Annotated in this window: 29 protein-coding genes; 9 read left to right on the forward strand and 20 right to left on the reverse strand. The window is 68.9% G+C overall.

Annotated features, from left to right (window positions below; genetic code table 11):
* Positions 1–13: 13 nt before the first annotated feature.
* Genes CFW40_RS15450 through CFW40_RS15465 form a run of 4 tightly spaced genes read right to left on the reverse strand, consistent with a single transcriptional unit; the run spans position 14 to position 3077 of the window.
* Positions 14–1390, reverse strand: coding sequence for an NADH-quinone oxidoreductase subunit D (locus CFW40_RS15450; RefSeq protein ID WP_256331458.1), 1377 nt, complete (start codon positions 1388–1390; stop codon positions 14–16).
* Positions 1390–2157, reverse strand: coding sequence for an NADH-quinone oxidoreductase subunit C (locus CFW40_RS15455; RefSeq protein WP_088798457.1), 768 nt, complete (start codon positions 2155–2157; stop codon positions 1390–1392). The genes CFW40_RS15450 and CFW40_RS15455 overlap by 1 nt, the downstream gene beginning before the upstream one ends.
* Positions 2154–2708: an NADH-quinone oxidoreductase subunit B family protein gene (locus tag CFW40_RS15460; protein ID WP_088798458.1), complete on the reverse strand. Its 555-nt coding sequence runs from the start codon at positions 2706–2708 to the stop codon at positions 2154–2156. The genes CFW40_RS15455 and CFW40_RS15460 overlap by 4 nt, the downstream gene beginning before the upstream one ends.
* A gap of 9 nt (positions 2709–2717) precedes the next feature.
* A complete protein-coding gene (locus tag CFW40_RS15465; protein WP_006604811.1) occupies positions 2718–3077 on the reverse strand; it encodes an NADH-quinone oxidoreductase subunit A in 360 nt (119 codons plus the stop codon).
* Positions 3078–3803: 726 nt separating this feature from the next.
* Between CFW40_RS15465 and CFW40_RS15470 the strand changes: the two genes are divergently transcribed.
* The gene (locus CFW40_RS15470) at positions 3804–4601 is read left to right on the forward strand and encodes a C40 family peptidase (protein ID WP_088798459.1); all 798 of its coding nucleotides are present in this window, start codon (positions 3804–3806) and stop codon (positions 4599–4601) included.
* A gap of 171 nt (positions 4602–4772) precedes the next feature.
* On the opposite strand, the gene CFW40_RS15475 is transcribed toward CFW40_RS15470, so the two are convergent.
* Both CFW40_RS15475 and CFW40_RS15480 read right to left on the reverse strand, forming a co-directional pair.
* Complete coding sequence (locus tag CFW40_RS15475; protein ID WP_088798460.1) at positions 4773–5228, reverse strand: carboxymuconolactone decarboxylase family protein; 456 nt, start codon at positions 5226–5228, stop codon at positions 4773–4775.
* 220 nt (positions 5229–5448) lie between these two features.
* Positions 5449–6840, reverse strand: a complete 1392-nt coding sequence (locus CFW40_RS15480; protein WP_107440489.1) for a geranylgeranyl reductase family protein — start codon at positions 6838–6840, stop codon at positions 5449–5451.
* Between the two features lie 27 nt (positions 6841–6867).
* On the opposite strand from CFW40_RS15480, the gene CFW40_RS15485 reads away from it, so the two are divergent.
* Complete coding sequence (locus tag CFW40_RS15485) at positions 6868–7401, forward strand: GNAT family N-acetyltransferase (protein ID WP_371127123.1); 534 nt, start codon at positions 6868–6870, stop codon at positions 7399–7401.
* 87 nt (positions 7402–7488) lie between these two features.
* Here the strand turns inward: CFW40_RS15485 and CFW40_RS15490 are convergent, their stop codons facing one another.
* From CFW40_RS15490 to CFW40_RS15505, 4 genes are all read right to left on the reverse strand, one after another.
* The gene (locus CFW40_RS15490; protein WP_088798461.1) at positions 7489–8190 is read right to left on the reverse strand and encodes a demethylmenaquinone methyltransferase; all 702 of its coding nucleotides are present in this window, start codon (positions 8188–8190) and stop codon (positions 7489–7491) included.
* Between the two features lie 127 nt (positions 8191–8317).
* On the reverse strand, positions 8318–8899 hold the full coding sequence (locus CFW40_RS15495) for a hypothetical protein (protein ID WP_371127293.1): 582 nt from the start codon (positions 8897–8899) through the stop codon (positions 8318–8320).
* Positions 8900–8938: 39 nt separating this feature from the next.
* Positions 8939–10138 carry a cyclic dehypoxanthinyl futalosine synthase gene (mqnC, locus tag CFW40_RS15500; RefSeq protein ID WP_088798462.1) on the reverse strand — a complete coding sequence of 400 codons (1200 nt, stop codon included), beginning with the start codon at positions 10136–10138 and terminating at the stop codon, positions 8939–8941.
* Between the two features lie 121 nt (positions 10139–10259).
* Positions 10260–11153, reverse strand: coding sequence for a menaquinone biosynthetic enzyme MqnA/MqnD family protein (locus CFW40_RS15505; protein ID WP_088798463.1), 894 nt, complete (start codon positions 11151–11153; stop codon positions 10260–10262).
* Positions 11154–11402: 249 nt separating this feature from the next.
* On the opposite strand from CFW40_RS15505, the gene CFW40_RS15510 reads away from it, so the two are divergent.
* Together CFW40_RS15510 and CFW40_RS15515 are read left to right on the forward strand one after the other, a co-directional pair.
* Positions 11403–11606, forward strand: a complete 204-nt coding sequence (locus CFW40_RS15510; protein ID WP_003984261.1) for a cold-shock protein — start codon at positions 11403–11405, stop codon at positions 11604–11606.
* Positions 11607–12169: 563 nt separating this feature from the next.
* Positions 12170–12481, forward strand: a complete 312-nt coding sequence (locus CFW40_RS15515; RefSeq protein ID WP_088798464.1) for a hypothetical protein — start codon at positions 12170–12172, stop codon at positions 12479–12481.
* Between the two features lie 12 nt (positions 12482–12493).
* Here the strand turns inward: CFW40_RS15515 and CFW40_RS15520 are convergent, their stop codons facing one another.
* Positions 12494–12715 (reverse strand): DUF397 domain-containing protein, encoded by a 222-nt coding sequence (locus CFW40_RS15520; RefSeq protein WP_088798465.1) that lies wholly within the window; start codon positions 12713–12715, stop codon positions 12494–12496.
* A complete protein-coding gene (locus tag CFW40_RS15525) occupies positions 12696–13580 on the reverse strand; it encodes a helix-turn-helix transcriptional regulator (protein ID WP_088798466.1) in 885 nt (294 codons plus the stop codon). The genes CFW40_RS15520 and CFW40_RS15525 overlap by 20 nt, the downstream gene beginning before the upstream one ends.
* 162 nt (positions 13581–13742) lie before the next feature.
* Here CFW40_RS15525 and CFW40_RS15530 point away from each other — a divergent pair, with 162 nt between their 5' ends.
* Complete coding sequence (locus CFW40_RS15530) at positions 13743–14063, forward strand: ATP-binding protein (protein WP_256331456.1); 321 nt, start codon at positions 13743–13745, stop codon at positions 14061–14063.
* A 132-nt stretch (positions 14064–14195) separates the two neighbouring features.
* On the opposite strand, the gene CFW40_RS15535 is transcribed toward CFW40_RS15530, so the two are convergent.
* Together CFW40_RS15535 and CFW40_RS15540 are read right to left on the reverse strand one after the other, a co-directional pair.
* Positions 14196–16148, reverse strand: coding sequence for a long-chain fatty acid--CoA ligase (locus CFW40_RS15535; protein WP_371127121.1), 1953 nt, complete (start codon positions 16146–16148; stop codon positions 14196–14198).
* A 566-nt stretch (positions 16149–16714) separates the two neighbouring features.
* Positions 16715–17419, reverse strand: coding sequence for a TetR/AcrR family transcriptional regulator (locus tag CFW40_RS15540; RefSeq protein WP_088798468.1), 705 nt, complete (start codon positions 17417–17419; stop codon positions 16715–16717).
* A gap of 243 nt (positions 17420–17662) precedes the next feature.
* On the opposite strand from CFW40_RS15540, the gene CFW40_RS15545 reads away from it, so the two are divergent.
* From CFW40_RS15545 to CFW40_RS15555, 3 genes are all read left to right on the forward strand, one after another.
* Positions 17663–18541: an alpha/beta fold hydrolase gene (locus CFW40_RS15545; protein ID WP_088798469.1), complete on the forward strand. Its 879-nt coding sequence runs from the start codon at positions 17663–17665 to the stop codon at positions 18539–18541.
* A gap of 401 nt (positions 18542–18942) precedes the next feature.
* On the forward strand, positions 18943–19332 hold the full coding sequence (locus tag CFW40_RS15550; RefSeq protein WP_107446778.1) for a WXG100 family type VII secretion target: 390 nt from the start codon (positions 18943–18945) through the stop codon (positions 19330–19332).
* A 73-nt stretch (positions 19333–19405) separates the two neighbouring features.
* Positions 19406–20296, forward strand: a complete 891-nt coding sequence (locus CFW40_RS15555) for a hypothetical protein (RefSeq protein ID WP_088798471.1) — start codon at positions 19406–19408, stop codon at positions 20294–20296.
* A gap of 442 nt (positions 20297–20738) precedes the next feature.
* On the opposite strand, the gene CFW40_RS15565 is transcribed toward CFW40_RS15555, so the two are convergent.
* The 5 genes from CFW40_RS15565 to CFW40_RS15585 form a co-directional block, all read right to left on the reverse strand.
* Complete coding sequence (locus CFW40_RS15565; protein ID WP_088798473.1) at positions 20739–22094, reverse strand: dicarboxylate/amino acid:cation symporter; 1356 nt, start codon at positions 22092–22094, stop codon at positions 20739–20741.
* A 463-nt stretch (positions 22095–22557) separates the two neighbouring features.
* Positions 22558–22848, reverse strand: a complete 291-nt coding sequence (locus tag CFW40_RS15570) for a DUF4229 domain-containing protein (RefSeq protein ID WP_088798474.1) — start codon at positions 22846–22848, stop codon at positions 22558–22560.
* A 149-nt stretch (positions 22849–22997) separates the two neighbouring features.
* The gene (locus CFW40_RS15575; protein ID WP_088798475.1) at positions 22998–23522 is read right to left on the reverse strand and encodes a GNAT family N-acetyltransferase; all 525 of its coding nucleotides are present in this window, start codon (positions 23520–23522) and stop codon (positions 22998–23000) included.
* A gap of 44 nt (positions 23523–23566) precedes the next feature.
* A complete protein-coding gene (gene mqnE, locus CFW40_RS15580) occupies positions 23567–24730 on the reverse strand; it encodes an aminofutalosine synthase MqnE (RefSeq protein ID WP_088798476.1) in 1164 nt (387 codons plus the stop codon).
* Positions 24731–24985: 255 nt separating this feature from the next.
* On the reverse strand, positions 24986–25444 hold the full coding sequence (locus CFW40_RS15585; RefSeq protein WP_088798477.1) for an Lrp/AsnC family transcriptional regulator: 459 nt from the start codon (positions 25442–25444) through the stop codon (positions 24986–24988).
* Between the two features lie 128 nt (positions 25445–25572).
* Here CFW40_RS15585 and CFW40_RS38070 point away from each other — a divergent pair, with 128 nt between their 5' ends.
* Complete coding sequence (locus tag CFW40_RS38070; protein WP_256331844.1) at positions 25573–25704, forward strand: hypothetical protein; 132 nt, start codon at positions 25573–25575, stop codon at positions 25702–25704.
* Here the strand turns inward: CFW40_RS38070 and CFW40_RS15590 are convergent.
* Positions 25701–26429, reverse strand: a complete 729-nt coding sequence (locus tag CFW40_RS15590) for a UbiX family flavin prenyltransferase (RefSeq protein WP_088798478.1) — start codon at positions 26427–26429, stop codon at positions 25701–25703. The two genes, CFW40_RS38070 and CFW40_RS15590, sit on opposite strands and share 4 nt — an antisense overlap.
* Positions 26430–26482: the final 53 nt, after the last annotated feature.

Below are 26482 nucleotides of genomic sequence, written 5' to 3' on the forward strand. Positions count from 1 at the left end.
GCCTCAGTGGCGCTCACCGGTCGACGCCTCCCATCACGGGGTCGATGGACGCGACGGCGACGATGACGTCGGCGACCTGGCCGCCTTCGCACATCGCCGCCATGGCCTGGAGATTGGTGAAGGACGGGTCGCGGAAGTGCACCCGGTAGGGGCGGGTGCCGCCGTCGCTGACCGCATGCACGCCCAGCTCGCCCTTGGGTGACTCGACGGCCGCGTACGTCTGCCCCGGCGGGACCCGGAAGCCCTCGGTCACCAGCTTGAAGTGGTGGATCAGGGCCTCCATCGAGGTACCCATGATCTTCTTGATGTGGTCGAGGGAGTTGCCCAGGCCGTCCGGCCCGAGGGCCAGCTGGGCGGGCCAGGCGATCTTCTTGTCCGCGACCATCACCGGGCCGGGCTCCAGCCGGTCCAGGCACTGCTCGACGATCCGCAGCGACTGGCGCATCTCCTCCAGCCGGATCAGGAACCGGCCGTACGCGTCGCAGGTGTCGGCGGTCGGCACCTCGAAGTCGTAGGTCTCGTACCCGCAGTACGGCTGGGTCTTGCGCAGGTCGTGCGGCAGTCCGGCGGAGCGCACGATGGGCCCGGTGGCGCCGGTTGCCATACAGCCGGCCAGGTCGAGGTAGCCGATGCCTTCCATCCGGCCCTTGAAGACCGGGTTGCCGGTGGCGAGCTTGTCGTACTCGCCGATGTTCTTGCGCATCGTCTTCACGAACTCGCGCACCCGGTCGACCGCGCCCGGGGGCAGGTCCTGGGCGAGGCCGCCGGGCCGGATGTAGGCGTGGTTCATCCGCAGGCCGGTGATCAGCTCGTAGAGGTCGAGGATGAGTTCACGGTCGCGGAAGCCGTAGATCATGATCGTGGTGGCGCCCAGCTCCATCCCGCCGGTGGCGATCGCCACGAGGTGGGAGGACATCCGGTTGAGCTCCATCAGCAGCACGCGGAGGACGGTGGCCCGGTCGGGGACCTGGTCGGTGATCCCCAGCAGCTTCTCCACGGCGAGGCAGTAGGCCGTCTCGTTGAAGAAGGGGGTGAGGTAATCCATGCGCGTGACGAAGGTGGTGCCCTGCGTCCAGGTCCGGAATTCGAGGTTCTTCTCGATGCCGGTGTGCAGATAGCCGATGCCGCAGCGGGCCTCGGTGACGGTCTCGCCGTCGATCTCCAGGATCAGCCGGAGCACGCCGTGGGTGGAGGGGTGCTGCGGCCCCATGTTGACGATGATCCGCTCGTCGTCGGACCTCACGGCGGCTTCCGCGATCTCGTCCCAGTCGCCACCGGAGACGTTGTAGACGGTGCCCTCGGTGGTCTCCCGGGCCAGGGACTCCGTCGTGTCGAAGTCGCTGGAGGTGCGGTGGCCGTTCGGGGAGTGGGAGTGCGGTGCAGTAGTCATCAGCTGTACGACCTCCGCTGGTCGGGAGCCGGAATCTTGGCGCCCTTGTACTCGACGGGAATGCCCCCGAGGGGGTAGTCCTTGCGCTGCGGGAAGCCCTGCCAGTCATCGGGCATCATGATCCGGGTCAGCGCCGGATGGCCGTCGAAAACGATTCCGAAGAAGTCGTAGGTCTCGCGCTCGTGCCAGTCGTTGGTCGGATAGACCTCCACCAGCGAGGGCACGTGCGGGTCGGCGTCCGGGGCACAGACCTCCAGCCGGATCAGCCGGTTGTGGGTGATCGAGCGCAGGTGGTAGACGGCGTGCAGCTCGCGGCCGGTGTCGCCGGGGAATTGCACTCCGCTCACACCCGTGCACAGCTCGAAGCGCAGCGCCGGATCGTCGCGCAGGATCCTGGCGACCGCCGGCAGGTGGCTGCGCTCGATGTGGAAGGTCAGCTCGGCGCGGTCCACGACCGTCTTCTCGATGACGTTCTCGGGGACCAGGCCCTGTTCGTCGAGGGCGCCCTCCAGCTCGTCGGCGATCTCGTCGAACTCGCCGTAGCCTTCCGCGTCGCCGCGGGGCCCGCCGTACGGCCGGGTGCTCGCGCCGGGCAGCCGGACGGTCCGGACCAGGCCGCCGTAGCCGCTGGTGTCGCCGCCGTTGTCGGCGCCGAACATCCCGCGGCGGGTGGCGATCGCCTCGCCGGTGTCGTCGCGCTGCGCGGGGAGGGCGTCGTCCGTGCCGTTCTCACCGTTCGGCTCGCCGGGGTTCTTCTGCTCGCTCATCGCAGCAGCCCCTTCATCTCGATCAGCGGGAGTGCCTTGAGCGCCGCCTCCTCCGCCTCGCGGGCGGCCTGCTGCTGATTGACCCCGAGCTTGGTGTTCTGGATCTTCTGATGCAGCTTGAGGATGGCGTCCATCAGCATCTCGGGACGCGGCGGGCAGCCCGGCAGATAGATGTCGACGGGAACGATGTGGTCGACGCCCTGCACGATCGCGTAGTTGTTGAACATTCCGCCCGACGATGCGCAAACCCCCATGGAAATCACCCACTTCGGGTTCGGCATCTGGTCGTAGACCTGCCGCAGCACGGGAGCCATCTTCTGGCTCACCCGGCCGGCCACGATCATCAGATCCGCCTGCCGCGGGGAGCCGCGGAAGACCTCCATGCCGAAGCGGGCCAGGTCGTAGCGCCCGGCGCCGGTCGTCATCATCTCGATGGCGCAGCAGGCCAGCCCGAAGGTCGCGGGGAAGACCGATGATTTGCGCACCCAGCCCGCGGCCTGTTCGACAGTGGTCAGCAGAAAGCCGCTGGGCAGCTTCTCTTCCAGTCCCATGTGTGCCCCCTAGTCCCATTCCAGGCCGCCGCGACGCCAGACATAGGCGTAGGCGACGAAGACGGTGAGCGCGAAGAGGAGCATCTCGACGAGCCCGAACAGCCCCAGGGCGTCGAAGGTGACGGCCCAGGGGTAGAGGAAGACGATCTCGATGTCGAAGACGATGAAGAGCATCGCCGTCAGGTAGTACTTGATCGGGAAGCGACCGCCACCGGACGGATGTGGCGTCGGCTCGATTCCGCACTCGTACGCCTCGAGCTTGGCCCGGTTGTAGCGCCTGGGCCCGACGAGGGTGGCCATCACGACGGAGAAGATCGCAAAGCCTGCCCCGAGGGCTCCCAGTACGAGGATGGGCGCGTAAGCGTTCACCGTCCTCGCTCCCTTCAGTCGACGATGACTGGATGGCGGTCCGCTCGGGCCCTCCGGCTGCCCCATGGAGATCGCGCACATGTGAGGCAGTTCACAAGCCCGAACCGCCTGCATCTTATGCCCGCCGGTCTGTGATCTGCGACACGGGAGTGACGAACGCCTTTGTGATCTCCACCACCCGGCGAAGGATCATGAAGTCGGATGAGCGGTGATCTTCATACGCGAAGCGCGCGAGTGATCACGAGAGGTGACATTCACCTGGGTTACCGCTGGTCAGGGCGGGGTTGCCACTATCAAGTGGATGCCGCTACAGGCAAATTGGCGCCGGACGCGGCCAACTGCTATATGCGCGCGGCCCATAGGCGTGACCCGCTCGTGACCTGACCGTGATCACCGGTACGTGCATCGGTTCACGAGCGCCCCGGCTGACGTCAGGTCACGGGAACATAACGGACACTCAAGAGTGACCTATCCCACGCTATTTCCAGCACTAAGTGCTTGACGCCCGGGAAGTCTTGGCGTGGCGGATGGGGAAGTGGTAGGCCCCCGCCGCCCCCGCATCGAGCAGCAAATGCCATGCGTAGGAACATGATCGCGAAATTCGGACATCCCGTCGCCGGCTCTCAGGGCGACCAAAAGTCCGTTTTATTCGCCGCGTACACGTCAAGTGTGGCGCACTGCACCTTTCTTGGCAGCAACCTGCGGCTCCTGATAGCCGTTATTGCCATGTCCCCGAACGCACTCATACCCAGCCACCGGAAGCCCCGCCGTCCTTCCGCGTCCTCGCGGGCGCTGCGCGCGGGCGTGACCGGTGGCTTCCTCACCCTTGCGGTGACCGGCGCCACCGTGCCGGCCAACGCCGCGGAGAAGCCCGTCTCCGAAACCCAGGAGATGCCGACGATCACGACGGCGCTGGCCACCAGCGCCGCCAGGAGCGCCGACACCGCCGAGCAGGTCGCGTTCAACTACGAGCGCCAGGCTCTCCAGGACAGTGCCTTCTCCAAGGCCGCCAAGGCCGCCGAGAAGGACAAGGCCGAGGCCGTGAAGAAGGCCAAGGCCGAGGCGAAGAAGAAGGCCGAGGAAGCCCGTAAGGCCAAGGAGGCCGCGCAGGCCCGTGCCTCGCGCTCCTCCGAGCGTTCGACGCTGTCCGCCCCCTCGTCCAGCGCCACCGGCAGCACGGCCACGCTGGTCTCCTTCCTGAAGGCGCAGCTCGGCAAGGCCTACGTGCTGGGCTCCAGCGGCCCCTCGTCGTACGACTGCTCCGGCCTGACCCAGGCCGCGTTCAACCAGATCGGCATCGACCTGCCGCGGGTCTCCCAGGACCAGTCCACCGCCGGCAAGCAGGTCGGCCTGGACAACCTCCAGGTCGGCGACATCCTGTACTGGGGCAGCGCGGGCAGCGCCTACCACGTCGGCGTCTACGTCGGTGACGGCAAGTTCATCGGCGCCCAGAACTCCAGCACCGGCATCGTCGAGCGCCCGCTCGACTACGACATGCCGACCGGCGCGGTGCGCGTCCTCTAGGGCCACCGCACCCTCAGTGCCCCACGAGGGCCGTCCCTCTCGCCGCTCGGGAGGGACGGCCCTTTGGTGCGTGGAGCTCCCGGTCGCCCCCGTCGCGGCCCGGCCGGCGCCCGTGCCCGCCCGGCCGCCCGTGCCCGCCCGCCGGCCGCGGGGCCGCGGGCGGGCCGCCGGTCACCAGCCCGCGCCGGCCGGCTGCTTGGTGGTCGCGTTGAGCCGGTTGAAGAGGTTGGTGATACCGATCGTCAGGATGATCGCCGACAGCTGCCGCTCGTCGAAGTGGTCCGCGGCGTCGTCCCAGACGGGGCCCGGCACCGGGTCCGGGCTGTCGGCGAGCCGGGTGGCGGCCTCGGTGAGCGCCAGGGCGGCGCGCTCGGCGTCCGAGAAGTACGGCGCCTCCCGCCAGGCCGCGACCGCGAACAGCTTGTCGTCGCTCACACCCTGCTTCCTGGCGTTCTTCACACCCCCGTCGACGCAGAAGCTGCAGCCGTTGATCTGGCTCGCCCGCAGGTGCACCAGCTCCAGCGTGGCCTCCGGCACCCCGCCCTGACGGGTGGCCTTGACCACGTCGAGGAGGGGCTGCAGGGCCTCGGGCAGGACCGTCGCGGGGTTCTTCATTCGTGCGTCCATCACTGTCTCCTCAAGGAATCGCGTTCTTACTGCGCTGACGGATCCCGGCCGGAGAATGTGACAGGCCGCCCGAGGGACAGGACGGCGGCCGACGTGACAGGGCGAACCATGCAACGAGGCCGCCATGCAACAGGGGCGGCCCGGGATGTTTCCCGAACCGCCCCTGGAGCGTGCGCCGCGGGCCGGCACCAGGCCTCGGCCCGGTGCCGGCCGCGGTACGTCAGGCCTTCGGCGCGACCTTGCTCAGGCCGTTGATGATGCGGTCCATCGCGTCGCCGCCCGTGGGGTCGGTGAGGTTGGCGAGCATCTTGAGGGTGAAGCGCATCAGCAGCGGGTGGGTCAGACCGCGCTGGGTGGCGATCTTCATGACCTTGGGGTTGCCGATGAGCTTCACAAAGGCGCGGCCCAGCGAGTAGTAGCCGCCGTAGGTGTCCTTGAGGATCTTCGGGTAGCGCTGCAGGGCCAGTTCGCGCTGCGCGTACGTGGCGCGGGCGTGCGCCTGCACGATGACCTCGGCGGCGATCGCGCCGGACTCCATGGCGTAGGCGATGCCCTCGCCGTTGAACGGGTTGACCAGGCCGCCCGCGTCACCGACCAGCAGCAGGCCCTTGGTGTAGTGCGGCTGGCGGTTGAAGGCCATGGGGAGCGCGGCGCCGCGGATCGGGCCGGTCATGTTCTCCGGCGTGTAGCCCCAGTCGGCGGGCATCGAGGCGCACCACGCCTTGAGGATCTCGCGCCAGTCCAGCTCCTTGAAGGCGGAGCTGGAGTTGAGGATGCCGAGGCCGACGTTGCTGGTCCCGTCGCCCATGCCGAAGATCCAGCCGTAGCCGGGCAGCAGCCGGTCCTCGGCGCCGCGGCGGTCCCACAGCTCCAGCCAGGATTCCAGGTAGTCGTCGTCGTGCCGGGGCGAGGTGAAGTACGTCCGCACGGCCACGCCCATGGGGCGGTCCTCCCGCCGGTGCAGCCCCATGGCCAGCGAGAGCCGGGTGGAGTTGCCGTCGGCGGCGACCACGAGCGGCGCGTGGAAGGTGACCGGGGTCTTCTCCTCGCCGAGCTTGGCGTGCACACCGGTGATGTGGCCGGTCAGCTCGTGGACGATCGGTGCGCCCACGTTGCAGCGCTCGTACAGCCGGGCGCCGGCCTTCTGCGCCTGCCGCGCCAGCTGCTCGTCGAAGTCATCGCGCTTACGGACCAGCCCGTAGTCGGGGTACGAGGCCAGCTCCGGCCAGTCGAGCTGGAGGCGGGAGCCCCCGCCGATGATCCGCAGGCCCTTGTTGCGCAGCCAGCCCGCTTCCTCGGAGATGTCGATCCCCATCGCGACCAGCTGCTTGGTGGCGCGCGGGGTCAGCCCGTCGCCGCAGACCTTCTCGCGCGGGAACGCGGTCTTCTCCAGAAGGAGCACGTCCAGACCGGACTTGGCGAGGTGGTAGGCGGTCGCCGAGCCGGCGGGCCCGGCACCGACGACGATCACATCCGCGCTGTGCTCCGAGCGGGCGCTGGTCACGGAATCGGTCACGGACGCGGATTCGGTCACGGTGCTGTCTCCCGGAAGTCGGTAAAGGGAATTCTGGGTGCCGACCGGCACCGCGCTCGTGCAGTCTATGGGGGCCATGGTGATCAGAACCTGAAGGGTTGTGCCGTGAAGCCTGTGAACACCCCGCCCGTGAACCGGCCGGTTCCCGCCGTCGAACTGCGCGTGCCCACCGAGGAGGACGCGCTGAACTGGCACCGGGTTTTCAACGACCCGGAGGTCATGGAGTTCCATGGCGGCGCACCGGCCGAGCTCTCCGTCTACGAGGAACTCACCGCGCGCCAGCGCCGGCACCACGCGGAGCGCGGATTCTGCCTGTACACGCTGGTGGACCCGGCGGACGGCGCGGTCCTCGGCTTCACCGGCGCCCAGCCGTGGCCGTGGGAGTGGGGCCCGGCGGGCGAGATCGAGATCGGCTGGCGACTGGGCCGCGCCTCCTGGGGCAAGGGCTACGCCACGGCAGCGGCGCAGGCGGCGCTGGAGGCCGTCCGCGCGGCCGGCGTCCCCCGTGTGGTCTCGGTGATCGATGCACGTAACGAGCGGTCGATCGCGGTGACCCGGCGGCTGGGGATGCGGCAGGCGGAGAGGGTGATCAAGCCAGAGGGGAAGCGGACGGCGTACTGCCACCGGCTGGAGGTGTGAGCGGTCGGCGGGGGGCCGGGGCGGGCGACGGGGCCGGCGGCCGCCGTCAGCTCCCGGCCGTCAGCTCCTGACCGTCGGCCTTCGCCGTCAGCTCCCGGCCGGCTTGCGCCCCCGGTGCAGCGCCACGATGCCGCCGGTCAGATTGCGCCAGGCCACCTCGGTCCAGCCCACGCCCTGCAGCCGGGCGGCGAGTTCGGGCTGGTTGGGCCAGGTGCGGATGGACTCGGCGAGATAGACATAGGCGTCCGGGTTGCTGCTGACCGCGCGGGCGACCGGCGGCAGCGCACGCATCAGGTACTCGGTGTAGACGGTCCGGAACGGCGCCCAGGTCGGCTCGCTGAACTCGCAGATCACGACCCGGCCGCCGGGCTTGGTGACCCGGTACAGCTCGGCCAGCGCGGCGTCGGTGTCCTGGATGTTGCGCAGCCCGAAGGAGATGGTGACGGCGTCGAACACCCCGTCCGCGAACGGCAGCCGGGTGCCGTCACCGGCCGTGAACGGCAGCCACGGATGGCGCTTCTTGCCCTCCCCCAGCATGCCGACGGAGAAGTCGCACGGCACGACGTACGCGCCGGTGCGCGCGAACGGCAGCGAGGAGGTGCCCGTACCGGCCGCGAGGTCGAGCACCCGCTCGGCGGGCCGGGCGGCCACCGCACGGTCCACCTCCTTGCGCCACAGCCGCGCCTGCCCCAGGGAGAGCACGTCGTTGGTGAGGTCGTACCGTGCCGCCACGTCGTCGAACATCGCGGCGACTTCGTGCGGCTGCTTGTCCAGGGATGCTCGGGTCACCCGGCCATTGTCCACCGTGCCGGGGCCCGGCCCCGCACCGGGCACGGCCTGAGCGGCGGGTGATGCCGTCAGCGGCGCGTGGCGTGTCGCCTCGGCCGCCTGGCGGTGCCGGCCGCGCCTGGCGGTGTCAGCGGCGGCGGAAGACGAGGCGGCCGTGCAGCGCGGTGGCCAGGCAGCTGCCGTCCTCGGCGAAGACCGCGAAGTGGGCGGGGCCGCCGGCGGCCAGGGCGCGGGGGATACGCCCCGCCAGCTCCTGCAGGCCGGACCGCTCCACGGCGGTGCGGACCGCGGGCCGACGGAACGGCCCGGTCAGCGCCGTGGTCCCGGTCGCCATCAGCCGTTGCAGTCCACGCCGGGCGCTGCCGCCCCAGCGGGCCTCGGTCATGTCGAGGGCGGCCAGCGCCTCCCCGGTGACCGGCTCGCTGCCGAGGGCGTCCGCCTCGCGCGGGTCGGGGTGGTACGCCGCCTCCAGCAGGGCGGCGCCCTCCGGTTCGTAGCGGCCGGGCGTCAGCACGCCGTCCCACTCCCGCACCCGGGCCCGCGCCCCGTACTGCGCGAACAGCTCGTCGTACGGCCCGACGGCGGCGAACCGGTCGCCTTCGACGACGACCGCGTACCCGGCACCGGCACCACCATCGCGCTCCGGACCGTCGTGCTCCGGACCGTCGGCAACCAGGCGGACCGCCCGCACCCGGTGAATCGTCAGCACGGCAGGCTCAGCTCGCTTCCGACGCCGCTCGCAGGCCGCTCAGTTGGCCTCGACGAGCTTCAGCTCCGGATGCGCCGTGCCGCCCTCGATCGCCGTCGACGACAGATGCGAGACGACCTTGTCGTCGACCGGGTCGTTGGCCGGGTCGTCGTGCACGAGCAGGTGCTCGTACGTGGTCGCGCGCTGCGCCGGGACCCGGCCCGCCTTGCGGATCAGGTCGATGATCTCCATGCGGTTGGAGCGGTGCTTGGCGCCGGCGGAGGAGACGACGTTCTCCTCCAGCATGATCGAGCCCAGGTCGTCGGCGCCGTAGTGCAGCGACAGCTGGCCGATCTCCTTGCCGGTGGTCAGCCACGAGCCCTGGATGTGCGCGACGTTGTCGAGGAAGATCCGGCCGATGGCGATCATGCGCAGGTACTCGAAGAGGGTGGCCTGCGTCTGGCCCTTCAGGTGGTTGTTCTCCGGCTGGTAGGTGTACGGGATGAAGGCGCGGAAGCCGCCCGTACGGTCCTGGACGTCCCGGATCATCCGCAGGTGCTCGATCCGCTCGGCGTTGGTCTCGCCCGTGCCCATGAGCATGGTGGAGGTGGACTCGACACCCAGCCTGTGGGCCGCCTCCATGATCTCCAGCCAGCGCTCGCCGGACTCCTTCAGCGGCGCGATGGCCTTGCGCGGCCGCGCCGGCAGCAGCTCGGCGCCGGCGCCCGCGAAGGAGTCCAGGCCGGCGGCGTGGATGCGCTGGATCGCCTCCTCCACCGACACCTTGGAGATCCGCGCCATGTGCTCGATCTCGGAGGCACCGAGGGAGTGGATGACCAGCTGCGGGAACGCCTTCTTGATGGCGGAGAAGTGCTCTTCGTAGTACTCGACGCCGTAGTCCGGGTGGTGGCCGCCCTGGAACATGATCTGGGTGCCGCCCAGTTCGACGGTCTCCGCGCAGCGGCGCAGGATGTCGTCGAGGTCGCGGGTCCAGCCCTTGGCGGTGTCCTTGGGCGCGGCGTAGAAGGCGCAGAACCTGCAGGCCGTCACGCACACATTGGTGTAGTTGATGTTGCGCTCGATGATGTACGTCGCGATGTGCTCGGTGCCGGCGTAGCGGCGGCGGCGCACGGCGTCGGCGGCCTGGCCCAGCGCGTGCAGCGGAGCGGAGCGGTACAGGTCGAGCGCTTCCTCCGGTGTGATGCGGCCGCCCTGCGCGGCGCGGTCGAGTACGGACTGGAGGTCGGCGTTCTCGGTCACCGGGGCGTCCCTTTCGCAGGCGGGCATCACGAACTGAACCAGCGTACGTCAGGGGTACGACAGCCTCGCCGCCGGTCAGCCGGGCGCCCGGCCGGGGCTCCGGCGGCGCCCGGCACCCCGCCTACGGCGTGTCCAGCAGCGACACCCGCACATCGGCCGGGAACCCGGTCGTCGGCCCGACCCGCCGGGCGAATTCCGTGACGCCGCCCAGCTGCTCGGGCCCGAAGCGGAAGTCGAGCGTGGTGAAGTACCGCTCCAGGACCGGCTCGTCGAAGGTCTCCCAGCGGGCCGCCTGCTCGGCGACCTTGGCGACCTCCTCCAGCGACAGATCGCGCGAGGCGAGGAACGCCTCGTGCACCTTGTGCACCACGGCCGGCTCGCGCTCCAGGTACTCGCGCCGGGTCGCCCAGACGGCGAAGACGAACGGCAGGCCCGTCCAGTCCTTCCACATCTGGCCGAGGTCGTGCACCGCCAGGCCCAGCCGCGGCCCGTCGTGCAGATTGGCGCGCAGCGCGGCGTCACCGATCAGCACCGCCGCGTCCGCCTCCTGCATCATCAGGCCGAGGTCCGGGGGGCAGGTGTAGTAGTCCGGCCGCACACCGATCTTCTCGGCCAGCAGCAGCTGGGCCAGCCGTACGGACGTACGCGAGGTCGAGCCGAGCGCGACCCGGGCACCGTCGAGCTGGTCCAGCGGCTTCTGCGAGACGATCACGCACGACATGACCGGGCCGTCGCAGCCCACCGCGAGATCGGGGAAGGCGACGAGGTCGTCGGCGGCGCGCAGGAATTCCACGAGGGTGACCGGCGCGATGTCGAGCTCCCCGCGGACCAGCTGCTCGCTGAGCTTCTCCGGCGTGTCCTTGGTGAGGTCGAGATCGAGCAGGGTGCCCGTACGGGCGAGGCCCCAGTAAAGGGGCAGGCAGTTCAGGAACTGGATGTGGCCCACTCGCGGCCGGCTGCGACGGTGGCCGGCGTCGGCTCCCGCGGGTGCGTCTCCGAAGGTTGAATTGTCCACATGCGGAGGCTAGACCTGCCTCCACGGGGCCAGAGCGGCGGGGCGGCGCTTGGACGTTAGTGCCATCGGTTAAACGTGATCTTTGGCTCTTCCGCCTCAGGAGCAGCACATGCTACGCTCAGCGCAAGTTGCAGTTTGGTTTCCCTTGCAGTACAGAGCCTGCGGAGCATGTGACCCCGCAGGCTCTTGTAGTTTCAGACTTCTTTGCAGGTTCTGGAGCAGGGCAACCCTTTGGCCCAAGGAGGGCTTATGGCTACCGGAACCGTCAAGTGGTTCAACGCTGAAAAGGGCTTCGGCTTCATCGCCCAGGACGGCGGCGGCCCGGATGTCTTCGTCCACTACTCGGCGATCAACGCCTCTGGCTTCCGCTCCCTGGAGGAGAACCAGCAGGTGAACTTCGACGTCACGCAGGGCCCGAAGGGTCCGCAGGCGGAGAACGTCACGCCGGTCTAAGTTGCCCGGCCCGGAATTCCTTCCAGGTCGCCCCTAAGCAGTACCCAAGGAGCCTCGCTCCGCCACTTCGGTGGCGAGCGGGGCTCCTGCCTTTTTGTTTGCCGCAGGGGTAAATGTCAACCGCATGAATTTTCATCGTCGGGTACCTGACACACTCGAATGGCGGGCGCAAAACAGAATTGCTGCGGCATTCAGCGCGCAGACCCAGGCGCCCACACCCGGGAACTTTTCTTGCCGCACTGAGGAACGAGGAATACCGGAGGCAAGCGGGAGCCGTGGCGCGAGGGGCACGCCCTGACGGCACTGCGCACGGGCCACGCTCCGCCGACGCCGCCGGCATACCGCTCATGACGAAGTGATCACGGAAAGTGCTCACATGACAACATGGAGCGGCCTATCTTGGGCAAGATGAGCGAGGACATGCCCCCACAGAAGCCCTGCCCCGACTGTGGCGGCCAAGGCACCGTGGAGTGGGAGACGCCGATGGGCGATGCGGTCACCACGCAGTGTTCCGGGTGCGGTGGCACCGGAACCGTCCTGGCGTAGAGGAGGCGGAGGCAGGCGTGGCGGCCTTCGAGAGCAACGGCAAGCCGGTCGGCCTGGATGCGCAGTACGTCGGCCGGCTTCCGTGCGCGACCTGCGGGATACGGTCGATGAAACTGCCCGGTCAGCAGGGCGGGTTGTGCATCCCCTGCTATGCGGATGAGTGCGCGACCGCGGGACGCCGCGCGGCGACGGCCGGCACGTGGGTGGCGGCCAGCTTCGTGGGCGACCCGTGCCTGGCGTGCGGGTCGCGGTCCGTGGACGCCAACGGGTGGGCGTTCTGGTGCAACGCGTGTGAGATGCAGACGGCTGTGGCCCTGCCGCCGACCTAATGGGGCGTGCCTTCAGGCGCCGAGCGAGTCGGCTTTGACCGCCGACACAAAGCGGCTCCAGGCCGCGGCGGAGATGATGAGGGCCGGACCATGGGGCGCCATTTTGGAATCCCGGACCGGGACCAGGCCACCGGGGAAGTCGGTGGCAGTCTCGACGCACTCGCCGCCGGTGCCATTGCTGTAGCTGCTCTTGCGCCAGCGCGCCGCGCTCAAGTCAGGCTCCCTGTCTGCCATTTCGATAGTCCTCTGCCGCTGCCTCGACCATGGCCAGGGACGCCTCAGGCGGCAATGCGGCGGCCCTGAGCAGATCGTACGACTGCCTGTACTGCTGCACGAGCGCCGGGTAGTCGATGAGTTGGCTGCTGTGCAGTCCCTCCGTGTAGACCACAGGTGGAGCGTCCGGAAAGGTCATGGTTCGGGTCATGCCCATCATGTACGGGTGAACAGCCGGCGTTTCCGGCACGATCTGCAGAATGGATCGCGTGGACGTGACCACATCCACGATGTGCTCCAGCAACTCTGCCATCGGCTCTGGCGGGAGAACCCGACGACGGATCACGTTCTCGTCCAGGATCGCCCAGAACGCCGGAGGCCGCTCCCGGTTGAAGAGTTGCGCCCGCTTCAGCCTCGCGGCCACCTTCTGCTCGACTTCGCCGTCCGAGGTCCGAGGCATCGCCGCTCGCGTAAGCGCCCTCGCGTACGGCCCCGTCTGCAGGAGCCCTGGCACGAACATCGGCGCCCAGTCCTCGATCGTCTCCGCGTACTGCTCCATTTCTGCGGCATCCGCGAAGTACTCGGCATGCCCTCCCTGACGGGCCTTGCGTGCATCTTCACAACGCCGCTCGAAAAAGCCGTCCGTCCCGAGCTTTACGTCAGCATGCCGGGCCAGGTCCAGTGGCATCCGCCGCTCACCACGTTCGATCTGGCTGAGGAACGGGATGCCTCGATAGCTCCCTTCCGCCAGCTGTTCAAGCGTGAGGCCCGCAGCTTCCCGCTTGTAGCGCAGCTCGGCACCGTAGAAGGAGGGAACGTTCGCCGAGGCGTCCGGATCCTTACGAGGAGGCCCCCTGGGGGTCGACCTGCCGGAGTTCGCCGGCAGTTACGCGGTGCCGCTCGTCGCGCTCGGTAACTGCAATACGGCCACCGCCCGCAGGCTGGCCGAGGCGCTTCGTGAGGCGGCGGCCGCGCGGTGAGCACGTCTTCCGAGCCGTCTTCCAGGCCGCTCACGCTGGAGCTGCTTGCCTTGCCCAAAGAAGTGCCCGTGCTCCGGCGCGCCGTGCGTGAGCACCTGGGCGGGCCGTGCGCCGAGGTGCAGCTCTGTGTCAGCGAAATGGTGGGAAACGTGATCCGGCACGTCGGGGAGGGCACCCCGGTCGTCGTCCGCATCAGCCGGCGGGCAGGCGACCGTACCCGGGTGGAGGTCACCGATCACGGCGGGCGGGCGCTGCCCGTGCTGCTGCGGGCGGGCGGCGACGACGAGCGCGGGCGGGGCCTGGCGCTGATGGAGGCCGTCTCGCTGCGGTGGGGTGTGCGGCAGGAGGGCGGCCGAAAGACCGTCTGGTGCGAAATCGGTCGACCGTAACACCGTCCGGTGTGAGGTCGGCCAACCGTGAAACGCCGTGACAGCGCACGTCAGACCCCGTGCCACCTCCCCCACAGAGGTGACACGGGGTTCCAGTTTGACGCGCCGAGGGCTCGGGCTCCAGAGCGGGGGTCACCTGCTTTCGTAAAGGCCCGCTATGTCTTTGGCGAAGTCGCGGGTGACGGCGGCACGGCGGAGCTTCAGGGACGGGGTGAGATGACCGGTTTCCTCGGTGAAATCCACCGGGAGGACCGCGAACCTGCGGATGGATTCGGCACGGGAGACCAGTTCGTTGGCGTCGTCGACGGCGCGCTGGAGGTCGGCGAGCAGGGTCTCGTCGTGGACCAGGCGCTCCAGCGGCAGATTCTGCTTCTTGTTCATCTGGCACCAGTGGGCGAGGCCGTCCGGTTCCAGCGTGATCAGGGCGGTGATGTAGGGACGGTTGTCGCCGGTGACCAGGCACTGGCCGACGAGGGGGTGCGAGCGGAGGCGGTCCTCCAGGGGCGCCGGGGCGACGTTCTTGCCGCCCGTGGTCACCAGGATCTCCTTTTTGCGGCCGGTGAGGGTGAGGTAGCCGTCGGCGTCGAGGGCGCCGAGGTCGCCGGTGGCCAGCCAGCCCTGGTCGGTGACGGGACGGGCCGCGCCGAGCGCCGCGTCCCAGTAGCCGGAGAAGACATGGCCGCCGCGGACCAGGATCTCGCCGTCCTCGGCGATGCGTACCGCGGTGCCCGGCAGCGGCCAGCCGACCGTGCCGATGCGGGGGCGCAGGGGCGGGGTGACGGTCGTCGCGGCCGTCGTCTCCGTCAGGCCGTAGCCCTCGAAGATCTCGATGCCGGCACCGGTGTAGAAGGCGGCGAGGCGGTGGCCGAGGGGCGAGCCGCCGCTGAGGATGTAGCGGACCTTGCCGCCGAGGGCCGCGCGGATACGGCGGTAGACGAGCGGGTCGTAGAACTTGCGGGCGGCCTTGAGGGCGACACCGGGGCCGGAGCCCGTCCCGTGCTCCTTGGCTTCCACCGCTTCGCCGTACGAGCGGGCGATACGGGCCGCGCGGTCGAAGGAGGCGGCGCGGCCCATCTTCTCCGCGGTGGCCCGGCCCGTGTTGTAGACCTTCTCCAGTACGTACGGGATGCCGAGGAGGAAGGTCGGCCGGAAGCCCGCCAGGTCGGTCAGCAGGTCGTCGGTCCGGATGCTGGGGGCGTGGCCGAGGCGGACCCGGGCGCGCAGGCAGCCGACGGCGACCATCCGGCCGAAAACGTGCGACAGGGGCAGGAAGAGGAGAGTGGAGGCGGGCTCCTCGCTGACCGACTTGAAGACGGGGTGGAGGAGTTCGACGGCGTTGTCGACCTCGGCGAAGAAGTTGGCGTGGGTGAGGGCGCAGCCCTTGGGGCGGCCCGTGGTGCCCGAGGTGTAGATGAGGGTGGCGAGGTCGTACGGGCCGGTGGCGGTCCGGCGCTCGTCCACCACCGAGTCCGGCAGGGCGCGGCCCTCGGCGACGAGCTGGGCGACGGCGCCGGTGTTGAACTGCCAGAGGTGGTCGAGGCCGGGAAGCTCGGCGCGCACGCCGCTGATCAGACGGGCTTCCTCGACGTTCTCGACGACGCAGGCGCGGGCGCCGGAGTCGTGCAGGATCGCTTGGGCCTGGCGGGCGGAGGACGTCGGGTAAAGGGGAACGGTGACCAGGCCGGCCGCCCACGCGGCGAAGTCGATGAGGGTCCACTCGTAGGTCGTGCGGGCCATGATCGCGAGCCGGTCGCCGGGGCGGAGACCGTACGCGATCAGCCCCTTGGCGGCCGCGCGCACCTCGACGGCGAACTCCGCCGCGGTGATGTCGCGCCAGGTGCCGCTGGGCTGCTTACGCGCCAGGACGATGTCGGCGGGGGCCTCGGCCGCGTTGCGGAAGGGGAGGTCGCCGAGCGAGCCGCTGTGGACGGGCGGGGCCAGTGCCGGGACGTAGACCTCGCGGACCGTGCCGTCCACCAGGGTCTTTTGTGGTTCTACGAGGGTGGGGGCGGGGTGCGGGGTGGTGGGAGTGTCGGCCGGGTGGGCGGCGGGTGAGGCGGGGGGTGCACTTTCCTGGTTGGACACGAGCGGGTCCTCGTTTCTCCTGTGGAGTGCGGGGAGGGGGGTGTCAGGGGGGAGAACACGGGGTGCGGACGCGGGACACGGAGCGCCTGTTCGGCGCCGGGCACCACCGGGCAGCGGCGGACCGAGCCCGTGCCCGGCTGTCCGCGACGGCGGACAGCCGGGAATCATCGTGGCGTTGGGGATGTCAGGTCCGGACACCCAGTGGAGCGGCGCGCGTTGGGAAGCGTCAGGTCCGTACACCCGCTGGAGCGGCGCGCGTTACGGGTAGCGCGGGAACGGCGATAACGACCGGTGGCGGAAGGCCCGCACCCGGCGGGGGATTCCCTGGACCACGTCCTCGCCCCAGCTCCTGACCTGGCAGTAACCTTACTTCGAAGTAAATTTACGCCAGGGGCGAGCGTTGGCCAATGGCCGTCACGCCCTTGATCTCGGCAATTCCGGGGCAGGCCGCCCCTCCGGCCGCCCTGCCGACCGCCCCATCGGCCGCCCCTGGACCGGCTCTTCGCCCGCCTCGCCCCCGACCGTCCCGATCTGCCGCGGCCCGTGCCCCGCCGCGCCCGGCCGCCTCACCCCCTGGCGGCCGACCGCCCCTGCCGGCCGATGAGCCCGCCGGGCGCCCACCGTTCGCCCTCCATCAGCCGGCCGAGGCCCGCCCAGACGAAGTTCATCATCGTGGCCGCCGTGTCCTTCGCCGACGGATGCTCGCGCTCGCCCGAAGGCCCTTCGTCCGTACGGACATTGGCCCACCCGGCAAGGGATTCGGCCGCACCGACCAGGGCATGGGCGAGGCCGGCGACCTCCCGTTCGGCCAGCTCGCCGGCACAGCCCGCCTCCTTTGCGGCCGCACCGATCAACTCCGTCACAAATGCGACGACCTCCGCCCGCACCGCAGCCACTTCGCGCGCGAACGGCTCCCCGTGCGTCCGTGCTTGCTGATGGAGTACGGCCCAGCCGTCGGGATACTCGGCGGTGTGCGCGAAGAACCCGCGCAGACCGCTCCAGAGCTGCCGGTCGGCCGTCGCCCCCGGTTCGACAGCCGCCGTCACGGCCGCCACCAGCGCCTCCGACTCCCGCCGGATCACTGCGCTGAACAGGTCTTCCTTCGAATTCAGGTAGAGGTAGACCAGCGGCTTGGAGACCCCCGCCACCTCGGCGATCTCGTCCATCGAGGCCGCCGCATAACCACGCCGTGCGAACGTCAGCACCGCGGCGTCCAGCATCTGCTGCTCCCGGATCGCGCGCGGCACCCGCTTGCTCTTCACAGCTCCCACCCTGAAGGTCCCTCCATCCCGCCCCTTTACTGCAAAGTAAGTTTACGATCTTCGCCTCCCGACCCCTCTCCCTTGACGCGTTCCCGCCATAGCGAGACGATACGTCTCGTCGCGCCTTCCGGTACGGACACGTCCGTCTGCACGTCTGCACGCCTGCACGTCCGGACGCAGACGCAGATGCGGATGCGGATGCGGATGCGGATGCGATGCCCGTGTTCCGCTCCCTTCCTGGAGGCCAGCCCCATGCAGCAGTTCATCGACGCCGCCCCCGGCATCCGCCTCTGGACCGAGCAGCGCGGTGCCGCCGACACGGACCCCCTGCTGCTGATCATGGGCGCCCAGGCGAGCGGCCTCGGCTGGCCGGAGCCCCTGGTGGATGCGCTTGCCGCGCACCACCGGGTCATCCGCTACGACCACCGCGACACCGGCCGCTCGACCTGGCCCTTCGAGGAGCGGCCGTACCGGATCGCCGACCTCGCGGATGACGTGATCGCGGTCCTGGACGGACTGGGCATCGGCCGGGCTCATATCGTCGGCATGTCATTGGGCGGCATGCTGGCCCAGATGGTGCTCGCCGACCACCCCGACCGACTGCTCAGCGCCACTCTCATCAGCACCAGAGCCCTCAGCAGCACCCCCTACATCCGCCCCGACGGCGGCACGGTCCCGGTCGACGAGCTGCCGGGCATCGCGCCCGAGCTCCTGGAGCTGTGGGCCCGCCCGGTCGAGGATCACGGCCAGGCGGCCGAGGTACAGCGCCAGATCGAACACTGTCGGGTACTCGCCGGTGGCCAACTCCCTTTCGACGCCGACTCTTTCCGTACGCTTGCACAGCGCGTCATCGAGCACACGGGGCACTACCGGACGAGCGCCGCACACGGCCGTGCGGAACACGGCGGGATGCTCCGCACGGACCGGCTCGCCACGAACGAGGTGCCGGCACTCGTCATCTGTGCCCCCGCCGACCCGGTCTTCCCACCGCCGCACCCCCAGCACCTCGCCCAGTGCGTCCGCGGCGCGTTCCTCGTCGAGATCCCGGGCATGGGCCATGCCCTGCCACCCGCCGTACTCGGACCACTCGCCACGGCGATCCTCGGCCATACGGGAGCGTCAAAAGGCTGACGCCCCCCGGAGCCACCCACGCCGCCCAACACCACCCGACAGCCGCCCCGAACCAGCGAAGCGAGTGAATCAAGCCCCTCTTGGCGGATGCGGCTCCAGGCGGCCGGCAGGTAGACCGAAGCCTCCACAGGCCCATCAAGCCCATGAATGGATAGCCAAGGTCAACCAGCCCTCAAAAACGCGCTAAGAAAGCGTACGAATCGAGTCGAACGGATAGCCGCGGCGAAACGAGAAGGCTATGGCTCCGACTGCGGAATGGGAAGCACCAAGGGGGCCCAGGTCACCGCTTACCAGTCAACCTTCAGCGCCCTATCGAATCGCCATCGGCGACACAGGGAACGCATGTATGATCAAAATTTCTACCCAGGCGCCACGGGGACGCCCGCAGGAAGAGTATCGACATGAAGGGGGATCATGTAATGGGCTGGGGAACCACCCCCGCCCCTCCCAACTCGGGAGGGAACGGAGTTACTCAGATCAAAAACCCGGCGAAGTTACGTGAGACCGGAAACAACTCCCCGGAACTCGCAGGTGAGCTGCACACCAAGGGGCGTGGCGCCAAGGACGAGACCGCGCATGCGGCCGCATCTTTCAAGAACCCTTCATGGGACGGAAGGCTGGGCAAGGCACTGGATCAGACGGTGGATATCTGGGACGATCAGGTGGCGCGACTCGTCAGAACATTACGCGAGATACACACCAAGTGCACCAATACCGCCGACAATTACGAGTGGGCGGAGGGCGAGAACGCGGAGAAATTCAAGTCCACGCCCAAGACACCCTTCGGATGAGGTGAGGGCGCATGGTGACTCATGAACAGCTCTACCACCTCGATCTGAGCAGGCTGGAGAGCGCCATCGAGGCATGGGGCACCCGGATCCACCACCTCGAATCGCTCGAGACGCATTCACACAGGATGTCTCGAAGCGGTTCAGTCAGGCCGGTTGGAACAGCCTCGACCTCACTTCGGCGACGGCAGCCGGCCAGATCGAGGACGCCGACAAGGAGATCACGGATGCGGTCACTGAGGCGAAAGGCATCCATGCCGTCCTGCGCGACGCCCACAGCAGGCTGCAGAAGAACAAGGCGGACCTTCACAAGCTGGCCGATGTAGAGGCGCCGGACCGGGGTTTGGTGGTCAGCAGTACCGGCCGTGTCGAGGCCCGCAACGACACCACGCAGGACCTCCCCAACCAGGACGACCCCGACAACGAAGAGCTACGCGCCCTGCAGAAGAAAAAGCTCGAAGCCTTCAGCCTCAGGATCCAGGAGATCCTCGCCTACGCGGAAGAAACGGACAACTTCGCCTCCCAGGCTCTCCACAGCAACACTGCCGGCAAGCCGGCGGACGGCTTCAAGGGCAAGGTCTACACCTCGATCAGCTCTTACAAGAAGGCTTTTCAAAAGGGCGAACAAATCGGCACGCACACGCTGGGAGCCAAGCCCTGGGGAAGTGGCACCATCAAGCCGGTGGCGGAATTCCTCAGCTATAAGTCGTGGATCAATGCGACAGATGCCGCGTTTCATGGGCAGGGAGGAGAAGCCTGGAAGTATTTTATTGGCGGTACTCCGCCGAACGCTCTCTCGGCGATGGCAAGTTCGTTGGGGGGGCAAGCTCGGCGCGGGTGGCGGATCTGTCGTCAACAAGGTTGGTACCGGGATTATCAAGGGCGCGGGGAAGGTGTTCGGTTGGCCTGTGGCTCTCATTGCGACGGGCATCGACTACGCCTACACACCCGAGGCCGACCCGGATAAGAAGGAGAAGCAGAGCCGGAACACAGGGCCAGATCAGTTCAACCGGGAGTACGGGAAGGGGAAGGTCGGTGGAGGGAACGGACCGATCGCGTAGACCTCAGCGCAGGAGGTTCGCCTTTCTGTGGGAGCTGAACGGGCTGCTTGGGTCTTTCTTGAATCTTAAGGCGTTCCCCGTTTTCCTCTTTGGTTCTCTGGCTACCTTTTCGGGGCTGGGAGGGTTCGTCCTTGGGCTCGTGGAGGGACGTGCGTCGCTGAGCCTCCTTGTCAGCCTTGTGCTGGGCGTTGTCGGGGTATTCCTGTTGCTGGCTTGCATCCTGGAGCACTCGAAGAAGTGAGTTCCGCCTGCCCGGCGATGAGGGAAAGGCAAGCGGCCCGCACCCACGAAGGGTGCGGGCCGCAGCGCTTCAAGGAAACCGGGGCTCAGGCGGAAGACAAGCTCAGGCTAGGCAGCAGCAGCCGCGGGGACCTTCTCCTCCGCGTTGTCGGCGGTGACCGCGCCCAGGCTGATGCTCGTGGCGCCGTCGTACGCCTCGCGGTCCAGGATCTTCTCCCTGGCGGAGACCAGGATCGGGATGACCGACTGGCCGGCCACGTTGGTGGCCGTGCGCATCATGTCCAGGATCGGGTCGATGGCCATCAGCAGGCCGACGCCCTCCAGGGGCAGGCCCAGGGTGGAGAGGGTCAGCGTCAGCATCACCGTTGCGCCGGTCAGGCCGGCGGTGGCGGCGGAGCCGATGACGGAGACGAAGGCGATCAGGACGTAGTCGCCGATGCCGAGGGGGACGTCGAAGATCTGGGCGATGAAGATCGCGGCGATCGCCGGGTAGATCGAGGCGCAGCCGTCCATCTTGGTCGTCGAGCCGAACGGCACCGCGAAGGAGGCGTACTCGCGCGGCACGCCGAGGCGCTCGGTGACCTGCTGGGTGACCGGCATGGTGCCGACCGAGGAGCGGGAGACGAAGGCCAGCTGGATGGCGGGCCAGGCGCCGCGGAAGAACTGCAGCGGGTTGACCTTGGCGACGGTCGACAGCAGCAGCGGGTAGACGCCGAAGAGGACGAGCGCGCAGCCGGCGTAGATGTCGACGGTGAAGGTCGCGTACTTGCCGATCAGGTTCCAGCCGTACGTCGCGATGGCGTTGCCGATGAGGCCGACGGTGCCGATCGGGGCGAGGCGGATGACCCACCACAGGGCCTTCTGGAGCAGTTCGAGGACCGAGCGGCTGATCGTGAGGACCGGCTCGGCCTTCTCGCCGAGCTGGAGGGCCGCGATGCCGGCCACGGCGGCCATGAAGACGATCTGCAGGACGTTGAGCTCGGTGAACGGCGTGATGATGTCGGTGGGGACGATGCCGGTCAGGAAGTCGATCCAGGAGCCCGCGTGGTCGGGGAGCTTGCCGTCCTTGGGGGTGAGGCCGGTGCCCGCGCCCGGGTTCGTGAGCAGGCCGATCGCCAGGCCGATCGCGACGGCGATCAGCGAGGTGGCCATGAACCACAGCAGGGTGCGGGTGGCCAGCCGGGCGGCGTTGTTGACCTGCCGCAGATTGGTGATCGACACCAGGATCGCGAAGAAGACCAGCGGGGCCACCGCGAGCTTCAGCAGCTGGACGAAGAGGTCGCCGATGTGCTGGAGCGTGGTGGTGAGCCAGCCGAGGTCACCGCTCTTGGCGAGCCAGCCGAGCAGCACGCCCAAGGCGAGGCCGGCCAGGATCTGCACCCAGAACGGGACCTTGGGTATGCGGGAGGACTTGGGGGTCTTGGGAGCCTGTGAGGGCTCGGCGGTCTCGGCAGACGTGGACAACGGACACACTCCGGGGGCAGGAAGACGTCGGGGACGTCAAGGACGGCGGGGACGGCGAAAAGAAGCGCGCCGGGGAGGAGAGCGGCTGCAGGGCAGACGCGACGGGGGCCTCTCCCGCCCGGAGGGGTCGGGGAGAAGATCTCCGGCCGCTGGGGAAAGCGGTCAGCGGCGGCAACAGGCCGCGGACATACAGCGGCAGAGATCGACGTGCAGGCGCGCCACGAGCGGAGTGCTCCTGGGGGACGAGGGCGCGGCTGCTGTCTTCATGGCAAGTACATTAACACTTGAACTTTGAGGAACCCAAAGAAAATCTTTGGGTTCCGGAGAGACCGGCGGCGAGGCGGGCACACCGGACCCTCCGTCAAAAACACGACAGACGCCCGGCCATGGAGCGGAATCCATGGCGCCGGGCGCCTGTCGTGAAGAAGCTGCTGTGAGGCGTCTTACATAAAGGTCCAGACCTTCACTGGACTCCGTCTTCCTGGCCGGCGTTGGCCGCAAGGCGCTCGCGCTGCCGGTCGACCTTGGCGACGATCTGCTCGGACATCGCATCCCGCTGCTTGCGCAGCAGCACGAAGCTGAGCGGCGCGGAGATCACGATGGCGAGCAGCAGCAGCCAGACGGTGTTGGAGGCACCGATGGCGATCGGGATGACGTGAACGTACGCCAGCGCCCACACCACGGCGAACGAGGCGACGAAGAGGCCGATGCGAAGGGCGGTGTAGCGGAGGGTGGCGAAGTTGTGGCTACTCACGGATGGGACCTTCTCCTCAACGGCAACCTAAAGGGTCTGCATCCAGTCAAGCACAGCGCTTCGGACGATCTTCGTGGCCCCTGTCGCGACCCGCCCCGGACCGGACGCCCCACGCCCCGGCCGACCGCCCCGCCCCGCCCCGGCCCCGCTCAGCCCAGCTCCAGCCACATGGTGATGTCGTCGCGGAAGTCGTCGTCGGCCAGCTTGATCGCGCCGGGGACGCGGCCGACCTCCTGGTAGCCGCAGGCCTCGTAGAAACGGTGGACGCCGGTGCCACCGCGGCAGGTGAGACGGAGCGCGGTGACGCCGTCGAAGGTGCGGGCGGCGTCGGCGACCGCGGCCATCAGCCGGCGGCCGGCGCCCTGCCCCTGGAGGGAGGGGTGGACCATGACCGTGTAGACCCACAGCCAGTGCGTCATCAGCCGGTGGCCGTTGAAGGTGAGGAAGGCCGTGGCCAGCACCCGGCCGTCCGCGTCGCGGCCAACCATCAGGCGGGTGCGGCCCTCGGCCATGGCCGTCAGGTGCGTGAGCAGATCGGGACGGACCTGCGCGGGAGACACCGGCGGGAGGAAGCCGACCGCGCCCCCGGCGTTGGCGACATCGGCCCACAACGCGCATATCCCGTCACGGACTGCGGGGGTGACGGAAGGGTCCAGGTCGAAACGCACGTCCATGACCCGGACCCTAACTCCCGCCGCCGACAGCGCTTCCGCGCAGGTCAGACCCGCATCGGCTGCGGGGACTCGCGGCGGTCCGGGTCGGGGCCCGGGTACTCGCGGATCGCCTCGTAGCGGGTGTTGCGCTCGACGGGGCGGAAGCCGGCGTCGCGGATCAGGTCGAGCAGGTCCTCACGGGTCAGCTTGTTGGGCGTGCCGTAGTTGTCCGCATCGTGCGTGATCTTGTACTCGACGACCGAGCCGTCCATGTCGTCCGCGCCGTGCTGCAGCGCGAGCTGGGTGGTCTGCAGGCCGTGCATCACCCAGAAGCACTTCACGTGCGGGACGTTGTCGAAGAGGAGGCGGGAGACCGCGAAGGTCTTCAGGGCCTCGGCGCCGGTCGCCATGGTCGTACGGGCCTGGAGCTTGTTGCGGACCTTGCCGTCCTGCATGTCCACGAAGTCGTGCTGGTAGCGCAGCGGGATGAAGACCTGGAAGCCGCCGGTCTCGTCCTGGAGCTCACGCAGCCGCAGGACGTGGTCGACGCGGTGGCGCGGCTCCTCGATGTGCCCGTAGAGCATCGTCGAGGGGGTCTTGAGGCCCTTCTCGTGGGCGAGGCGGTGGATCCGCGACCAGTCCTCCCAGTGGGTGCGGTGGTCGACGATGTGCTGCCGGACCTCCCAGTCGAAGATCTCGGCGCCGCCGCCGGTCAGCGACTCCAGGCCGGCGTCGATCAGCTCGTCGAGGATCTCGGAGGCGGTCAGGCCCGAGATGGTCTCGAAGTGGTGGATCTCGGTGGCGGTGAAGGCCTTGAGGGAAACGTTCGGCAGGGCCTTCTTCAGCTCGCTGAGCGAGCGCGGGTAGTAGCGCCACGGCAGGTTGGGGTGGAGCCCGTTGACGATGTGCAGCTCGGTGAGGTTGTCGTTCTCCATCGCCTTGGCGAGGCGGACGGCCTCCTCGATGCGCATCGTGTACGCGTCCTTCTCGCCCGGCTTGCGCTGGAAGGAGCAGTAGGCGCACGACGCGGTGCACACATTCGTCATGTTGAGGTGACGGTTGACGTTGAAGTGGACGACGTCGCCGTTCTTGCGCGTACGCACCTCATGGGCGAGGCCGCCCAGCCACGCCAGGTCGTCGGACTCGTAGAGGGCGATACCGTCCTCGCGGGTCAGCCGCTCCCCGGCGTGGACCTTCGCCTCCAGCTCACGCTTGAGGCCCACATCCATCGACGCAGCCATCCGGTCGCCTCCCAGTCTCTGCCGTATTCGGTGCCGTTCCGGTGCCTGTCCGGAGCCGGAAACGGGCTCCGACGAGCGTACTCCCCCATGGCAGGGGCGGACGGGGGCCCCTTGGCGCGCCCGTCCGCTCCCGGGCGCCGCCCGCGCGCCCGGTGGGCCTGCTCGCGGCGCCCGGTGGGCCTGCTCGTCCTACTCGGCTTACCGGGCTGGCCGGGCTGACCGGGTTTGTTCGCCCTGCGCGCCCTACTCCTCCTCTTCGGGCAGCTGGCCGACGCGGTTCTCCCATTTGGTGGAGAGCACGATCGTGGTGCGCGTACGGGAGACACCCTTGGTGCCGGACAGCCGCCGGATGGTGCGCTCCAGCCCGTCGACGTCCCCCACCCGCACCTTGAGCATGTACGAGTCGTCGCCGGCGATGAACCAGCAGTCCTCGATCTCCTCGAGGTCGCGCAGCCGCTGCGCGACGTCCTCGTGGTCGGTGGCGTCCGACAGCGAGATGCCCACCAGCGCCGTGACACCGAGGCCGAGCGAGGCGGCGTCCACCGTCGCGCGGTAGCCGGTGATCACACCCGCCGCTTCGAGGCGGTTGATCCGGTCCGTGACGCTGGGCCCGGAGAGGCCGACGAGCCGGCCGAGCTCCGCGTACGAGGCCCGGCCGTTCTCGCGAAGTGCCTGGATGAGCTGCCTATCCACCGCGTCCATGCCCTCAAGCCTTCCAATCTTTACGCATATTAGGGTTCTGCATGTAGAATCTAAGGCATACAGGGCCTTGGCCCTGCGAATCTTTCAGTCGATCACGACAATCACAGACGATCTCAGGAGTTGTCACCGTGTACTCGATCGAGATGGCCTACGCCCGCATGCGTGAGCTGCAGGACCAGGCCAATCGTTCACGTGCCCACCGGGCCGCGGCACCGCGGACCCGCCTCTTCGGTCGCGCCGCCGCAGCGAAGAAGCGCTAGCCGGCGTCCGGGGCCTCCTCCGCTTCCTTGGAGCCGCCCCGCAGCTCCCCCTCCCAGCGCCGGTAGAGCCCGTGCGGCACCTCGGCCGCATCGAGCGCCCGGCCGGCGACGAAGTCCACCAGATCCTGGATGTGCGTCGCTCCCGCATAGAACGCCGGTGAGGCGGGCAGCACCACGGCGCCCGCCTCGTCCAGCGTCACCAGATGCTTGAGCGTCGGACCGTTCAGCGGGGTCTCGCGCACCGCGACCACCAGCCGCCGCCGCTCCTTGAGCGTCACACTCGCCACCCGCTGCAGCAGATCCTTCGAGAGCCCGAGCGCCACCCCGGCCACACACGCCGTGCTCGCCGGGACGATCAGCATCCCCTTCACGGGATACGAACCCGACGAGGGCCCGGCCGCCAGGTCCCCGGCCGGCCAGTACCGCACATCCGCCAGGTCCGCCTCCGTCACCGGAAACGTCGACGGTTTGCCGTCCGCCCCGCGCGCCAGCCATTCCCGCAGGTCGGCGCGCCAGTGGGCATCCCGGAAGGCGATGCCGGTCTCGTCCAGCAGGGTCAGCCGCGACGCCCGGCTGACGATCAGATCCACCGCCTCCCCGGCGGCGAGCAGCCCGCGCAATACGGACGCCGCGTACGGCGTCCCGGACGCGCCGGAAATCCCCACGACCCACGGACGGCGTCGGCCGGGGCCCTGCTTACTGGTGTCGTTGTGCGGCGGCTCCACGCATCGAGCCTATCCGGCGGAACCGCGGACCCCACCACGGCCGTTCTTACCTG

It is taken from the genome of Streptomyces sp. 2114.4, assembly GCF_900187385.1.
Taxonomy (GTDB): Bacteria; Actinomycetota; Actinomycetes; order Streptomycetales; family Streptomycetaceae; genus Streptomyces; species Streptomyces mooreae.

Coding starts and splice junctions, on each gene's coding strand:
- CFW40_RS15450 (WP_256331458.1), bottom strand. CDS start 1,390: ATGACTACTGCACCGCACTCCCACTCCCCGAACGGCCACCGCACCTCC.
- CFW40_RS15455 (WP_088798457.1), bottom strand. CDS start 2,157: ATGAGCGAGCAGAAGAACCCCGGCGAGCCGAACGGTGAGAACGGCACG.
- CFW40_RS15460 (WP_088798458.1), bottom strand. CDS start 2,708: ATGGGACTGGAAGAGAAGCTGCCCAGCGGCTTTCTGCTGACCACTGTC.
- CFW40_RS15470 (WP_088798459.1), top strand. CDS start 3,804: ATGTCCCCGAACGCACTCATACCCAGCCACCGGAAGCCCCGCCGTCCT.
- CFW40_RS15475 (WP_088798460.1), bottom strand. CDS start 5,228: ATGGACGCACGAATGAAGAACCCCGCGACGGTCCTGCCCGAGGCCCTG.
- CFW40_RS15480 (WP_107440489.1), bottom strand. CDS start 6,840: ATGGCCCCCATAGACTGCACGAGCGCGGTGCCGGTCGGCACCCAGAAT.
- CFW40_RS15510 (WP_003984261.1), top strand. CDS start 11,403: ATGGCTACCGGAACCGTCAAGTGGTTCAACGCTGAAAAGGGCTTCGGC.
- CFW40_RS15520 (WP_088798465.1), bottom strand. CDS start 12,715: ATGGCAGACAGGGAGCCTGACTTGAGCGCGGCGCGCTGGCGCAAGAGC.
- CFW40_RS15545 (WP_088798469.1), top strand. CDS start 17,663: ATGCAGCAGTTCATCGACGCCGCCCCCGGCATCCGCCTCTGGACCGAG.
- CFW40_RS15550 (WP_107446778.1), top strand. CDS start 18,943: ATGAAGGGGGATCATGTAATGGGCTGGGGAACCACCCCCGCCCCTCCC.
- CFW40_RS15555 (WP_088798471.1), top strand. CDS start 19,406: ATGGGGCACCCGGATCCACCACCTCGAATCGCTCGAGACGCATTCACA.
- CFW40_RS15575 (WP_088798475.1), bottom strand. CDS start 23,522: ATGGACGTGCGTTTCGACCTGGACCCTTCCGTCACCCCCGCAGTCCGT.
- mqnE (WP_088798476.1), bottom strand. CDS start 24,730: ATGGATGTGGGCCTCAAGCGTGAGCTGGAGGCGAAGGTCCACGCCGGG.
- CFW40_RS15585 (WP_088798477.1), bottom strand. CDS start 25,444: ATGGACGCGGTGGATAGGCAGCTCATCCAGGCACTTCGCGAGAACGGC.